The 13,894-nt window shown below is 45.8% G+C and carries 12 protein-coding genes; 9 read left to right on the top strand and 3 right to left on the bottom strand.

The features are described from left to right. The first annotated feature begins 14 nt into the window (after positions 1–14). The 4 genes from JHD69_RS12190 (at position 15) to JHD69_RS12175 (ending at position 5,621) form a co-directional block, all read left to right on the top strand. On the top strand, positions 15–794 hold the full coding sequence (locus JHD69_RS12190) for an enoyl-CoA hydratase/isomerase family protein (protein WP_199140619.1): 780 nt from the start codon (positions 15–17) through the stop codon (positions 792–794). A gap of 22 nt (positions 795–816) precedes the next feature. After that, complete coding sequence (locus JHD69_RS12185; protein ID WP_199140618.1) at positions 817–1,497, top strand: hypothetical protein; 681 nt, start codon at positions 817–819, stop codon at positions 1,495–1,497. 65 nt (positions 1,498–1,562) lie between these two features. Further along, positions 1,563–3,428: an LTA synthase family protein gene (locus JHD69_RS12180; RefSeq protein WP_199140617.1), complete on the top strand. Its 1,866-nt coding sequence runs from the start codon at positions 1,563–1,565 to the stop codon at positions 3,426–3,428. A 24-nt stretch (positions 3,429–3,452) separates the two neighbouring features. After that, positions 3,453–5,621: a S9 family peptidase gene (locus JHD69_RS12175; RefSeq protein WP_199140616.1), complete on the top strand. Its 2,169-nt coding sequence runs from the start codon at positions 3,453–3,455 to the stop codon at positions 5,619–5,621. A 55-nt stretch (positions 5,622–5,676) separates the two neighbouring features. Here the strand turns inward: JHD69_RS12175 and JHD69_RS12170 are convergent, their stop codons facing one another. Beyond that, a complete protein-coding gene (locus JHD69_RS12170) occupies positions 5,677–6,381 on the bottom strand; it encodes a DUF3307 domain-containing protein (RefSeq protein ID WP_199140615.1) in 705 nt (234 codons plus the stop codon). Then, positions 6,381–6,995 (bottom strand): hypothetical protein, encoded by a 615-nt coding sequence (locus tag JHD69_RS12165; protein WP_199140614.1) that lies wholly within the window; start codon positions 6,993–6,995, stop codon positions 6,381–6,383. Before JHD69_RS12165 ends, JHD69_RS12170 begins: the two co-directional genes overlap by 1 nt. Positions 6,996–7,142: 147 nt before the next feature. Between JHD69_RS12165 and JHD69_RS12160 the strand changes: the two genes are divergently transcribed. Genes JHD69_RS12160 through JHD69_RS12140 form a run of 5 tightly spaced genes read left to right on the top strand, consistent with a single transcriptional unit; the run spans position 7,143 to position 13,752 of the window. After that, a complete protein-coding gene (locus JHD69_RS12160; protein WP_199140613.1) occupies positions 7,143–8,162 on the top strand; it encodes a ligase-associated DNA damage response exonuclease in 1,020 nt (339 codons plus the stop codon). Beyond that, a complete protein-coding gene (locus tag JHD69_RS12155) occupies positions 8,159–9,763 on the top strand; it encodes an ATP-dependent DNA ligase (RefSeq protein ID WP_199140612.1) in 1,605 nt (534 codons plus the stop codon). Before JHD69_RS12160 ends, JHD69_RS12155 begins: the two co-directional genes overlap by 4 nt. 20 nt (positions 9,764–9,783) lie before the next feature. Then, positions 9,784–12,255 carry a ligase-associated DNA damage response DEXH box helicase gene (locus JHD69_RS12150; RefSeq protein ID WP_233165891.1) on the top strand — a complete coding sequence of 824 codons (2,472 nt, stop codon included), beginning with the start codon at positions 9,784–9,786 and terminating at the stop codon, positions 12,253–12,255. 4 nt (positions 12,256–12,259) lie between these two features. Next, a complete protein-coding gene (gene pdeM / locus JHD69_RS12145) occupies positions 12,260–12,898 on the top strand; it encodes a ligase-associated DNA damage response endonuclease PdeM (protein WP_199140611.1) in 639 nt (212 codons plus the stop codon). A 20-nt stretch (positions 12,899–12,918) separates the two neighbouring features. Then, a complete protein-coding gene (locus JHD69_RS12140; protein WP_199140610.1) occupies positions 12,919–13,752 on the top strand; it encodes a hypothetical protein in 834 nt (277 codons plus the stop codon). Here JHD69_RS12140 and JHD69_RS12135 read toward each other — a convergent pair. Next, the coding region (locus JHD69_RS12135; protein WP_199140609.1) for a hypothetical protein at positions 13,715–13,894 on the bottom strand (180 nt) is incomplete at its 5' end. The genes JHD69_RS12140 and JHD69_RS12135 overlap by 38 nt on opposite strands.

The raw sequence follows: 13,894 nt of genomic DNA, 5'->3' as shown, positions 1-13,894 counted from the left end.
CTGACCAAAAAAATATGAACGAAGCACTTGTTTTATACCAAACAGCCAACAGGATTGCCACCATTACGTTAAACAGAACGGAGAAGCGAAATGCTTTAAATCCGGAGCTGGTGAGCGAACTGACTGCCTGTTTGCTGCGCGCCGCCGAAGAGGAGGATGTAAAAGTAGTGGTACTCAAAGCAAACGGGGCTGTATTTAGTGCCGGTGCCGATTTGGCCTACCTGCAACAGCTGCAGCAGAACAGCTACGAAGAAAATCTGGCTGATTCTAATCACCTCAAAAAGCTTTTTACCACCATCTACGAGTTGCCCAAAATAGTTATTGCACAGGTTGAAGGCCATGCCATAGCCGGAGGTTGTGGATTGGCTACTGTATGCGATGTTATTTTTTCGGTTCCTGAGGCTAATTTTGGTTATACGGAAGTGAAGCTGGGTTTTGTTCCGGCCATTGTAGCCTGCTTTCTGATGCGCAAAACAAGCGAAACCATTGCCAAACGCCTATTACTAACCGGCGAGCTCTTTTCGGCCGAGCAGGCCCTTGCCTTTAATTTGATAACTTTTGTAACAAAAAAGGAAGAGATTGCTCAAAAGGTAAATGATTTTGCATTAGATTTGTGTAACAACACATCGGCAAATTCCTTGGCGGTGACCAAGGAGCTGATCAACAGAACGACAAATCCTTGGCTAGACCAAAGCTTGGAAAAAGCGGTTCAGCTAAATGCCAGGGTGAGAGAAAGCGACGATTTCAAAAAAGGAGTGGCTTCTTTCCTGAATAAAGAAAAAATTAAATGGTAAAATAAATTCTAAAACTAATACTATGTTCAAATTCATGAAAACGGGCGTTTTGGCCGCAATTTTAATCGCTACCGCAGTTGGTGCCCACGCCCAGAAAAAAATAAACGAAGGCTCGATCACCTATACTTTAGAGTATGGCCTCACTCCAGAGCAAGAGCCGATGGCCGCTCAGTTGCCTAAGGAAACCAAAGTTAAATTTAACGGCACCATTTCTAAAATGGAACTGGAACAAGGTCCGGCTACCATTACGGTATTGCGCGATGGCACCACCAACAACGGATTGATTTTGATTGACGTTCCTGTAGCGCAAATGCAGTTCGCCGTAAAACAAGGCAAAGAAGATTACGAAAAAGCAAAAGCAAACTCTCCAAAACTGAGCGATTTCAAAGCCACTGGCGAGAAAAAAATGATTGGGGCCTATAACGCTGAAAAATACACCTACAAAGACGATAAAGGTGGAAATTATGAGCTTTGGGCTACTACAGAACTTGAATTGCCTGCAGGTTTCTCTGGCGAAGACTTTAAAGATGTAAAAGGCGCTTTGTTGAAATTTACTCGTTTCCAAAATGGTGTTAAAACCACTTTAACCCTGAAAAATGCAGCCGAAGAAAAAGTTGGTCCGCTTACTTTAGATGTTCCTAGCGGTTACGAAGTAAAAACCATGGAAGAAATTATGGCCATGCAAAATGGCGGTGGCGAATAGTCGCTAAGCAACGCATTTGTTCAAATCAGGCTTTTATATTGGCTTTTTTACTAAATTAGTGGCCAATGTTTAAAAGCCTGATTTTTTTTGTCCGTTTTTTTATTTTGTGGCTCCTGTTTTTTGCCTTCGAAAGATTTATCTTTCTGTTCATCTTCCACAAAAAACTGCGCGACATCCCTCTCGATGAGAAGCTAGCCACCTTTTACCATGCCCTGCGGCTTGATCTTTCTATGGCCGCCTACATCACCATCATTCCCTTGCTAGTCTTTATTTTTTGGTATCTGGGCAAGAAACGCCAAGTGGAATTGAAATGGCTGAGGATATACGATATCGTGCTCCTAGCGTTGTTCAGTCTGTTAGCCACCATCAACTTTAACGTTTACCGCGAATGGGGCAGTAAAATCAATGCCAAAGTACTTGCTTTTGTTTTCGATACGCCGAATGAGGCCCTGGCTTCAAGCGCTTCATCGCCATTGTTGCTGAGTGCTATCGTATTCACTGCTTTGCTGCTGGTTGGCCTTTACCTGCATCGGGTGCTCATCAGAGAGAAAATTACTTTCGTTCAAACGCCAATCTGGCTTAAAGTTGTGGTAGCTGTTTTACTTTTGGGTGTTAACTTCCTCATCATCAGAGGTGGTGTAGATGTTGCTCCGAACAGCCAAAGCATGGCCTATTTCTCTAAAAACGAGATTTTGAACCATGCCTCTCTCAATACCGAATGGAATTTGGTATCGAGCATTTTGGCCTCTACCAAAACCAACAAAAATCCATACCGCTATTTCGGCGATGCCCAAGCCCAGCAAACCGTAGCCGAATTGTACAAGGTACCCAAAGACACGACCGTTGCTATCCTCAAAAACAACAAGCCAAACGTTGTTCTTTTTATACTCGAAAGCTTTACTGCAGACCTCACCAAGACTTTGGGCAACGAAGATGGAATTACCCCAAATTTCGACAACATGATCAAAGGCGGCGTATTGTTTAGCCAGATTTACGCAGCAGGCAACCGCACCGACAAAGGGCTGATCGGCACATTAACGGGTTTTCCTACCCTCGGAACCGGAAGCATTGTAAAATGGCCCGAAAAAATGCAAAAAATACCAGCCATTAGTCAAAAACTATTTCAAAATGGCTATCAGACTTCGTTTTTTTATGGTGGCGAATCAGAGTTCGATAACTACAAGGCTTTTATTCTGAGCCATAATTACCAAAAACTGACCGACAAGAACAGCTTCGACAAAAAAGACATGAACTCTAAATGGGGCGCTTACGACGCCCTGGTTTTCAACAAACAGCTGCAAGCCATGAACCAGGAAAAACAGCCGTTTTTTTCTACCATTCTTTCGTTAACCAACCACGAGCCTTTTGAATTGCCGGTTAGGCAAAAATTCGGGGATAAAGACATCATCCAAAAATTTAAGAGCACGGCCTACTATACCGATTCGTGCATCAACGCCTATTTGCTCAATGCCAAGAAACAGCCTTGGTACGCCAATACCCTCTTTATTTTTGTGGCCGATCATGGGCATTTATACCCGAAAAACAAGTTCGAAATCTTTGAACCACAGCGCTACCACATTCCCCTGCTTTTTTATGGCGATGTGATTAAAGACGAATTTAAGGGAAAAGCCTTTAATCAAACTGGAAGCCAGCAGGATATTGCGGCCACCTTATTGGCACAACTAGGCATCAATGCAAAGGATTTTACCTGGAGCAAAAACCTGCTCAACCCCTATTCGCCGCATTTTGCGTTCTTCAGCTGGGACAATGGGCTGGGCTTTGTTAACGAGGGACACTGCGTTACTTTCGACAACATCGGCAAAAGCATTTTGTATAACGACGATCCGAAGAACACAGCGCAGACCGATAAAAATCTTAAATTAGGCCAATCCTACCTACAAACTGTTTATCAGCAATTTATCAAACTCTAAAATGCACACAACTATAAATTATATATGAAAATAACCAAGTATTTAATGGCCGTAGCGGTTGTTGCTTTGTTGGGCAACTACCAGGCAAAGGCACAAGGCCGTGGCGGTATTAACTGGACCAAAGACGGCAGTGGCTATTACCAGAACGCTGGTGGAGAAATCGTAATGATTACCTTGCCCAAAAGCGACAGGAAAACAGTAATCAGCAGAGAATTGCTAACCACAAACGGCAAGACAATTCCGGTACGAAGCTTTCAGCTGAGCGACGATGGCACCAAGGCGCTGATTTACACCAATACCAAAAAAGTTTGGCGCCAGGATAGCCGTGGCGATTATTGGGTAGCCGATATAGCCAACAACAAACTGACCCAGATTGGCAAAGACAAGCCCGCCTCTTCGCTCATGTTTGCCAAATTCTCGCCCGACGGCTCGAAAGTAGCCTATGTAAGCGGACACAACCTGTATGTAGAAGATTTGGCAACCGGCACTTCGAAAGCCTTAACTACCGACGGCACTTCAAGAATGATTAACGGTACCTTTGATTGGGTTTACGAAGAAGAGTTTGCTTGTTTGGATGGTTTTAGGTGGAGCCCTGATGGAAAATCTATCGCCTACTGGCAAATAGATGCCACCAAAATCAAAAACTTTTTGATGATCAACAACACTGATTCGATCTATTCTTTCACCATTCCGGTTGAATATCCAAAAGTTGGCCAAGATCCTTCAGCCTGCAAAATCGGAATCGTAGACATTGCAACGGCGAAAACCAATTGGCTGGCCATCCCGGGCGACAATGTGCAGCATTACATTCCACGCATGGAATGGATTCCGAACAGCAACGAAGTAATTTTGCAACAACTGAACCGTCAGCAAAACGAAAGCATTTTGTTTGTTGCCGATGCCGGAACAGGCAAAGTAAGCCAGGTTTACAAAGAAAACGACAAAGCTTGGATCGATGCGACCGATGGCTGGGTTTGGCTTAACGGCAACAAGGAGTTTGTTTGGCAAAGCGAAAAAGACGGCTGGACACACCTTTACCGCATCAGCAAGGACGGCAAAAAAGAATCGTTGATTACCAAAGGCAACTATGATGTAATCAGCGTAAGCCTGATAGACGAAAAAGAGAACACCGTTTATTTCATGGCCTCGCCTACCAATGCGACCCAAAAATACCTTTATAAAACCAAATTGGATGGCAAAGGCAAACTAGAAATGGTTACACCATCGGTTTTACCGGGTACGCACAGCTATTCTATTTCGCCCAATGGCTTATTTGCCCGCCACAGCTACAACAGTGCTACTGTAAGCCCTGTTACCGAGTGGATGAATTTTAAAACCAACAACCCTTTAACCATGGAGGGTAGCATTACCAACCAGTTGGCTAAGCAACAACCTTCAAAAAACAAGGTAGAATTCTTTAAAGTAACTACCGAAGATGGTGTGGAAATGGACGGATGGATGAAAAAACCTGACAATTTCGATGCTACCAAAAAATACCCTGTTGTATTTTATGTTTATGGCGAGCCTGCTTCGCAAACCGCTGGCGATACGTTTGGCGCAGGCAGAAACTTCTTGTATGCCGGCGATATGGCCAAAGATGGCTACATCTACATTTCGATGGACAACCGTGGCGCACCCGTGCCCAAAGGAGCTAACTGGCGCAAAAGCATTTACAAAAACATTGGCGTTATCAATATCCGCGATCAGGCAATGGCTGCTAAAAAACTCTTGGCTACCAATGCTTTTATGGATAAAGACCGTGTGGCGGTTTGGGGCTGGAGTGGCGGCGGTTCTTCTACCCTTAACCTCATGTTCCAATATCCTGAGATCTACAAAACAGGGATCGCCATTGCGGCCGTGGGCAACCAGCTTACCTACGATAACATTTACCAAGAGCGTTACATGGGTACGCCATTTCCAAGCACCGAGGCTTATGTAAAGGGATCGCCAATTACCTATGCCAAAAATCTGCAAGGCAATTTATTGTATATCCATGGCACCGGCGATGATAACGTACACTACCAAAACGCCGAAATGCTGATCAACGAACTGATCAAAAACAAGAAAGTATTTCAAATGATGAGCTACCCTAACCGTACCCACAGCATTTCTGAAGGTCCGGGCACCAGCGAACACCTTTCTTTAACCTATACCAAATTCTTAAAAGAAAACTGTCCTCCGGGAGGAAGATAAACAACTACCCTAAAAAAGGCCTCTGCTAAACGTAGAGGCCTTTTTTTTTATAAAGTTAAATTTCGATATGAAGCACGGCCATGGCTACAAGCAGTGCCGTACCGAAACTTAGCAACGTGCCAATCAGCACATATTCGGTAAGTTTGATATCGTGGGCATCCTTTAAATCGCCAAACCTGAAAATAGATTTGGCGGCCAGCAAAAAGCCTACCGCTTCAAAATGGTTGGTACATACGAAAAGATAAATCAGCAATCTTTCTAAAATGCCGATAAACTTGCCCGCATTTTGCAGCGAAGCCGTTCCGCCACCCGTGGGTATCCATTTGGCAATGATTACCCTAATCAATACCGCAGCTGGCGTAGTTAAGAACAAAGCGCCAAGCAACAACAGCCAAAATTGGTTGCTTTGCAAGAAAGCAAGGCTCACGTGGGGCTGGTAAAAATAATTCCAACAGCCTAAAATGACAGCGATATGCAAAGCCTGGTCGGCAAAGAACCAAATTCTTTTGGTGCCGGCTTTCTGAAAAAGCAGCTTAACCGCATCTATTATTCCGTGCAGCAAACCGATAAGCAAAGCCAATGGCCAAACGGCAAAAGACATAAAAACCACAAAAATCAAGGCCATGTGGATGGCAACATGCAGGTAAAGCTTCGGCGATTTGAGCTTGATGCGTTCCTTTTCTGCCACCCAGGCATCGGGTTGCAGCACAAAATCGCCCAGTACATGTGCCAGCAAAAGTTTAAGCAAGGCTATTTCCATTATCTTTTAATGAGTTGAACAATCCGGTTTCTATATCTGTTTTCGAGCTCCATAATTTCTGTGTAATGGGCCCTTTTTAAGGCTTCGCTAACCGACGATTGGCTCCTCCCCGATATCTTGGCAATCTGGTCTTGCTTGGTTTCCTGATTTTCGATGGCATATTTTACCATTTCGGCACCTATCTGCCCCCAATTATCCATCGCAATCAGCGCCAAGCGGATGGAAAAGTTAAAATCATCGTCAAAATCAGGCCAAGGTGTTTTAATGGCCATATTGGTTTTATAGAGCTTGAGGTTATCAAAAGCCATACCCGAGCTGATAAAAGCCTCGCCATTGGCTTCTGTAACCTTAGCCGAATCAATACTTTTCTTGCCCAAGCCAATGCCAATGCGCACATCTGCCTTTTTCAGGGTTTTGATACAAGCCTTAATGTAAATGGCATTAAGCAAGGCATCTTCGGGGCTCAGTTCTACCTGAAAGCTATCGCCTCTAAAAATTTCCCATTTTGGCTTTTTTTTGCCCAATAGATGCTCTAAAGCCGATTTCAAGGTACCGATCCATTCGTCGGGCAATACCCTCGAATTGACTATATCTCCTGTAATTACTGCTATCATTTTACTAATATCGGCTAAATACCCGATATTTCCAATTATCGGCTAAATACCCGATATTTTAATTTATCGGCTAAATACCCGATAATAAATGTAATCGGCCCATGCCCGACCCAAAACTTTGTATGGACAATATACGTTAATATAGCTATGGCAATAATCAAATTTACCAATAAAGGCATTTATTGCCCCCAAGGCAATTTCTACATCGACCCTTGGCATCCGGTTGATTATGCGGTAACAACCCACGGCCATGCCGACCATGTGAAATGGGGCAATAAAAACTACCTCTGCCACGAACTAACCAAGCCTATACTACAACAACGTTATGGCCTGAGCGATAATGTACAAACATTGCCTTACCACGAAGAAATAGACATTAACGGGGTTAAACTAAGCCTGCATCCAGCTGGACACGTCATAGGTTCAGCACAAGTCAAATTGGCCTACAAAGGCGAAATATGCGTGGTTTCGGGCGATTACAAAATAGAATACGATGGCATCAGTACTGCTTTCGAACCTGTAAAATGCCATACTTTTGTAACCGAGAGTACTTTTGGCCTACCCATTTACCACTGGCAGCCTCAGGAACTGATTTTCGAACAGATGAGAGACTGGATAGCTATTAACCACCTCAAAGGCAAAACAAGTATCCTGATAGCCTACAGCTTGGGCAAGGCACAACGGCTCATCAAAAACCTGGCCGGTAACTACCCAATTTATGTACATCAATCCATTGCCAATTTGAACGACGGCTTTAAAGCGGCCGGCGTAGACCTGCCCAACACCATCAGAATAACCTCCGAAACCAAAAAAGAAGAAATGCAAAAGGGAGTCGTAATCGTTCCACCAGCCTTGGCCGATGGCAAATGGATCAAAAGCCTGCAACAACCCGCTACAGGTATCTGCTCGGGCTGGATGATGGTACGTGCAGGCAGAAGATGGCGAAGCGCGGATGCAGGTTTTGCCCTGAGCGATCATGCCGACTGGCCCGGCCTATTGACCGCAATTAAGGCCACGGGTGCCGAAAAAGTATTTGTTACCCATGGCTCGTCGGCGGTTTTTGCCAAATACCTGAACGAAATTGGAATCGGTGCCGAAGAAGTAACCACCAAATATGGCAGCGACGACGACGAAAGCTTGATTAACCTGATAGAAAACACGAATTGAAACGTTTTGCCCAACTGATACAAGAACTCGAGCTCAGCAACAAAACCAACGATAAAATAGAAGCCTTAGTAGCCTATTTTAACGAAGCTGATGACAGGGACAAGCCCTATGTGATTGCTATGTTTACCGGAAAAAAGCCAAAAAGACCGGTAAATACCGCCTTGATTAAGCAATGGGCCATTGAATTGAGCCAGTTGCCCGAATGGCTTTTTACCGAAAGCTACCACAACGTAGGCGACCTAAGCGAAACCATTGCCCTTGTTTTGCCACCAGCTGCCCAAAACATAGCCAAACCCTTGCACCAATGGGTGGCCGAACTGGCCGAATTGGCTCAAAAAGACGATGAAGCCAAAAAAACATACGTTACTAATGCCTGGAACAGCCTCAATACCCAAGAACGTTTCATCTTCAACAAGCTTATTTCCGGAAATTTCCGCATCGGGGTTTCCAATAAAATGCTCGTTAATGCCATTGCCAAGCAAACCAGACAAGAGAGCAGCAAAATCATGCACAGCATCATGGGCAAATGGCAACCCCACAAAATCACTTATGAAGCACTGACTTCGGGAAGCCACGTCAATACCGACAACTCCTGGCCCTATCCTTTTTGCCTGGCTTATGCCTTAGATACAAAACCCGAAAACCTGGGCGATCCGGCAGCCTGGCAGGCCGAATGGAAATGGGATGGCATCCGCGGACAAATTGTGAAGCGCAATGGCGAACTGTTTATATGGTCGCGGGGCGAAGAACTGGTTACCGAACAGTTTCCCGAACTTCATTTTTTAAAAGACGAATTGGAAGACGGCATCGTGTTGGATGGCGAAATCCTCTCGGTAAAAGAAGGCAAGGTACAATCATTCAGTACGCTGCAGCAACGGCTAAACCGGAAAACCATCAGCAAAACGCAATTGCAACACGCGCCCATCGGATTTTTCACTTACGACATTTTAGAATACCAAGGCGAAGACATCAGGCAATATCCCCTGGCACAAAGGCGTACCCTGCTTGCCAGCCTGGTTGAAAAGCTCGAAACCAAACAAATCGTCATGCTGTCTCCGCTTGTAGCGTTTGCCACTTGGGAAGAACTGGCTGAGCAAAGGTTAAATTCGAGAGCCATCAATAGCGAGGGTATCATGCTCAAAAAACTGGATTCTGTTTTTCACACCGGCCGTAAGCGTGGCGATTGGTGGAAATGGAAAATCAACCCCTACACCGTAGATACCGTGATGATTTACGCGCAAAAAGGAAGTGGCAGACGCGCCAATTTCTACACCGACTATACCTTTGCCGTGCGTGATGGCAATCAGCTCATTACCATAGCCAAGGCTTATTCTGGCCTTACCGACAAGGAAATTAAGGAAGTAAACAGTTTTGTGAACAAAAATGCCATCGAGAAATTTGGTCCCGTACGCACCGTAAAGCCCGAACTTGTGTTCGAAATCGCTTTTGAAGGCATAGCCGAAAGCAAACGCCACAAAGCCGGATTGGCTCTCCGTTTTCCGCGTATCGCCAGGTGGCGAAAAGACAAAAAAGCAGACGAAATCAATACCCTGGAAGATTTGAAGCAATTATTGGTGGCTGCCGAAACGTTAAAGCCTTAAAGTCTTATATTCGTATTGCGATGCAAAAAACAGTAGGTTACCAGAAAATAGTTGCCTGGCTCAAAGCGAGCAAAAAGAAGCCTTTCGATTTTCAGCAAGAGGCCTGGAACTATTACCTGCAGGGCTATAGCGGCTTGGTAAACGCACCAACCGGCTTTGGCAAAACCTTTTCATTGTTTTTGGCAGCAGTAATAGCAGGGCTTAATGCCGAAGCCGACCCCATAGATTCTAAGTATAGCAAAGGCCTGCAGCTCATTTGGATTACGCCCCTGCGTTCACTAGCCAAGGATATTGCCCGGGCCATGCGCGAAGTACTGCTCGAATTGGAGTTGGATTGGACCGTTGGCGTCAGAAATGGCGATACCACGCAGGCCGAAAAACTGCAACAGAAGAAAAACCTGCCCGAAGTTCTGCTCATCACCCCCGAAAGCCTGCACCTCATGTTGGCCCAAAAAGGCTCAACTTCCCTGTTCAAAAACCTCAAATGCATTGTAGCCGACGAATGGCATGAACTATTGGGCAGCAAAAGAGGCGTATTGGTGGAGTTGGCCATATCGCGCATCAAGGGGCTGCAGAAAGCTAGCAACAATCAGAAGCTGAGGGTTTGGGGTATATCGGCTACCATTGGCAATATTGAAGAAGCACTCGAAGTAATCGCGCCTGAAGCCGGGGCCAAGAAAGTAATCGTCAGGGCCAGGCTGGAAAAGAAAATCGCCATTAAATCTATTTTGCCCGACGATATCGAAACCTTGCCCTGGGCTGGGCATTTAGGCCTCAAACTGGCCTACAAGCTCCTACCCATTATAGCAAAGAGCAAAACCACGCTCATTTTTACCAATACACGCGGACAGGCGGAAATGTGGTACCAGCACCTGCTCAACATCGAGCCAGACTTAGCCGGGCGTATTGCCATCCACCACGGATCGATAGATTTCGAGCTGCGAAATTGGATCGAAGAATCGCTGCATACCGGCCTGCTCAAAGCGGTTATCGCCACCTCGTCACTCGATTTGGGCGTAGATTTTAAGCCTGTCGATACCGTTGTACAGGTAGGATCGCCCAAAGGTGTAGCCCGTTTCCTGCAAAGGGCCGGCCGTTCGGGCCACTCGCCCGGCCAAACTTCCAAAATCTATTTTTTGCCCACCCATGCCCTCGAACTGGTAGAAGCCGCCGCCATTAAGGAAGCCGCCAAATACCACAACATCGAAAGCAGGGAGCCCGTAATTATGGTGTTCGATACGCTGATCCAATACCTGGTTACCTTGGCCATAGGCGATGGTTTCGACGACCAAACCATTTACGAAGAAATCAAGCAAACCAATGCCTTCAAGCTGCTACTGCCCGAAGAATGGGCCTGGATAATGCAGTTCATCACTTCTGGCGGCGATAGTTTGAGCGCCTACCAAGAGTTTAAAAAAGTGGTGAGAGACGAAAAAGACGGGCTTTGGAAAGTAAAAAGCCGACAGATTGCCATGAGGCACCGCCTGCATATCGGTACCATTGTGAGCGAAGCCATGCTCAAAGTCAAATTTCTGACCGGAGGCTATGTTGGCATGGTTGAAGAATATTTTATATCGAAACTTAAACCCGGAGACAGCTTTACTTTAGCTGGACGGATTTTAGAGTTTATCCAGCTAAAAGACATGACCGTAATGGTGCGCAAAAGCAAAAGAAATAAAGCCATTTCTCCCAGTTGGATGGGCGGACGGTTGCCCCTTTCTTCGAATTTAGGTATGGTTTTGCGCAAAAAATACAATGAGGTACTCGAACCCAGCCAGCCGGAAGAAGAGCTTGACGTGGTACGCCCCTTATTCTTGGTCCAGCAGGAACGTTCGCATGTGCCCCAAAACAGCGAACTACTCATCGAAATGATCAGCAACAAAGAAGGCTTCCACCTTTTTGCCTATCCTTTCGAAGGCCGGCTGGTGCATGAAATATTGGCGGCCCTGGTAGCCTATCGCTTGGGCAAATTGGTCCCAATTACCTTTTCTATAGCCATGAACGATTACGGCTTCGAGCTTTTGAGCGACATCGAAATCCCGATGGACGATGCGATTGCCTACGAAGTTTTCTCGCCCAACAACCTTACCGAAGATATTGCCCTGAGTATCAACGCCACAGAAATGGCTCGTCGCAAGTTCAGGGATATTGCCTGCATTGCAGGCCTGGTTTTTCAGGGCTATCCGGGCAAATACGTCGCCAACAGACACCTGCAATCTTCGGCAGGCCTATTTTTCAACGTATTTAGCGATTTTGACAGGCATAACCTACTTTTGCGACAGGCTTACGACGAGGTGTTTTACCAGCAATTGGAAGAACCCCGTTTGGCGGCCGCCCTACATCGTATACAGCAAAGTCTAATTGTAATTACTTATCCACAGAGGTTTACCCCCTTGTCTTTCCCCATCAAGGTCGACAGCCTGAGGGCAAACATGAGTTCGGAAGAATTAGAACAACGCATCGAGCGGATGAAAGGCGAAGTTTTCAAGTAAAAACATGATCATTACCCTCAAAGACGAAGAATTGATATTAACCAAAGAACGGGCCGTTTTTTTTCCAAAAGAACAGCTCTTGGCTATCAGCGACCTTCATTTGGGCAAATCGGCGCATTTTAGAAAAGCCGGCATACAGGTGCCTACCACCTTGGCACAAAGCGACCTGCAGAGGCTCAGCAGCTTGCTCGAAAAATTCCAGCCCAAAACACTGCTCATTAACGGCGATATGTTTCACCACGACCACAACACCGAAGTAGACGATTTTGCACGTTGGAAACAGCAATATAACCCAATCGAATTTGTACTGGTAAAGGGCAATCATGATCAGCTTGACGAACAAAGCTATCATCATCTGGGCATCAAAATCTACGACCCGAGCTATTGTACCACTAAGTTTTGTTTCATCCACGATTTTGTAAAGTGCAAGGAAGAAGCGCTTTATCCCATCAGCGGGCATATCCACCCAGGAATAACCCTATTGGGCAAAGCCAAGCAAAGCCTGCGTTTTCCCTGCTTTTATTTCGGCGCAGATTATGCCGTACTGCCAGCCTTTAGCGCCTTTACAGGCCTCAGCATGATCAGGCCCAAAACTAACGACCAAATATTTGCCATTACACCTTCAAAAGTGATTAAAGTATAGTTATTTATATATTTGGCCCCATGAGAAAAATCTTCGCTATTTTATTCTTTTCGATTGTTTGCGGCCTAAAGGCAGACGCGCAACTCAATATCAATCCCGGAGTAGACACTACAGACCTTACGATTAAATCGGCCCTTAAATTCTATGCGGACTACATGAGCGAATTTAAAGGCAAAAAACTGCCCGATTTTAAGAAATATTGGAGCGAAGAAGATTGCAAAAGGTACAAAATACCAGATCTTTCTATTTATGGCATCGGTGGCGATTATCCGATCTACGCCATGGCACCCATCAAAACCATTACTTATGTCAAGCCCTTGGCAAACGACATAGTCATCCTAAAATCTGTTGGCGGCTGGATTGATACCCTAAAGATTTTGAATGTGATGTATATCTCTAATCACATCATCAAAAAAGACAAGAACCAGCAATTGCATTTTGTAAAACCCATTACTTTCTACAAACAGGACTGGCAACACAAAGACCTCCGAAATATCCATTATACTTTTCCCAAAAAGCATATTTTCAATCAAAAAAGAGCCGATAGCCTGATTAGGCAAATAGAAAGACTAGAGAAAGACTGGGAGCTCAAGCCCATACAAATCGAGTATGTTTTTGCTCCTACCTACGATGAAATACAACAGATCAGGGGTTTCGATTTTACACTAGGCCTAGGTAACAGCGAGAAACCCTCTGGTCTTTCAAACCAAACAGACAATATCGTGTACGGCGCCGGCAATGGCGAAAACTACTTCCACGAAATTGTGCATATTTACCTCAACCCTCTACATCCCAAATCACCGTTAAACCTGTCTCTTATACACATCTCCGAGCCCACGAGACAGTACTCATGATCTCGTATGCCGTCGTCGGCTTGAAAAGGGGGGGGGGGGGGGGGGGGGGGGGGGGGGGGGGGGGGGGGGGGGGGGGGGGGGGGGGGGGGGGGGGGGGGGGGGGGGGGGGGGGGGGGGGGGGGGGGGGGGGGGGGGGGGGGGG

Origin of the sequence: Pedobacter sp. ASV12 (assembly GCF_016429155.1) — a bacterium.
Classification (GTDB): Bacteria; Bacteroidota; Bacteroidia; order Sphingobacteriales; family Sphingobacteriaceae; genus Pedobacter.
This window is presented reverse-complemented; position numbering and strand designations above follow the sequence as displayed.

Excerpts from the sequence above, each read along its gene's own strand:
- JHD69_RS12190 (WP_199140619.1), top strand. The coding sequence starts at position 15 with ATGAACGAAGCACTTGTTTTATACCAAACAGCCAACAGGATTGCCACC.
- JHD69_RS12185 (WP_199140618.1), top strand. The coding sequence starts at position 817 with ATGTTCAAATTCATGAAAACGGGCGTTTTGGCCGCAATTTTAATCGCT.
- JHD69_RS12180 (WP_199140617.1), top strand. The coding sequence starts at position 1,563 with ATGTTTAAAAGCCTGATTTTTTTTGTCCGTTTTTTTATTTTGTGGCTC.
- JHD69_RS12175 (WP_199140616.1), top strand. The coding sequence starts at position 3,453 with ATGAAAATAACCAAGTATTTAATGGCCGTAGCGGTTGTTGCTTTGTTG.
- JHD69_RS12170 (WP_199140615.1), bottom strand. The coding sequence starts at position 6,381 with ATGGAAATAGCCTTGCTTAAACTTTTGCTGGCACATGTACTGGGCGAT.
- JHD69_RS12165 (WP_199140614.1), bottom strand. The coding sequence starts at position 6,995 with ATGATAGCAGTAATTACAGGAGATATAGTCAATTCGAGGGTATTGCCC.
- JHD69_RS12160 (WP_199140613.1), top strand. The coding sequence starts at position 7,143 with ATGGCAATAATCAAATTTACCAATAAAGGCATTTATTGCCCCCAAGGC.
- JHD69_RS12150 (WP_233165891.1), top strand. The coding sequence starts at position 9,784 with ATGCAAAAAACAGTAGGTTACCAGAAAATAGTTGCCTGGCTCAAAGCG.
- pdeM (WP_199140611.1), top strand. The coding sequence starts at position 12,260 with ATGATCATTACCCTCAAAGACGAAGAATTGATATTAACCAAAGAACGG.
- JHD69_RS12140 (WP_199140610.1), top strand. The coding sequence starts at position 12,919 with ATGAGAAAAATCTTCGCTATTTTATTCTTTTCGATTGTTTGCGGCCTA.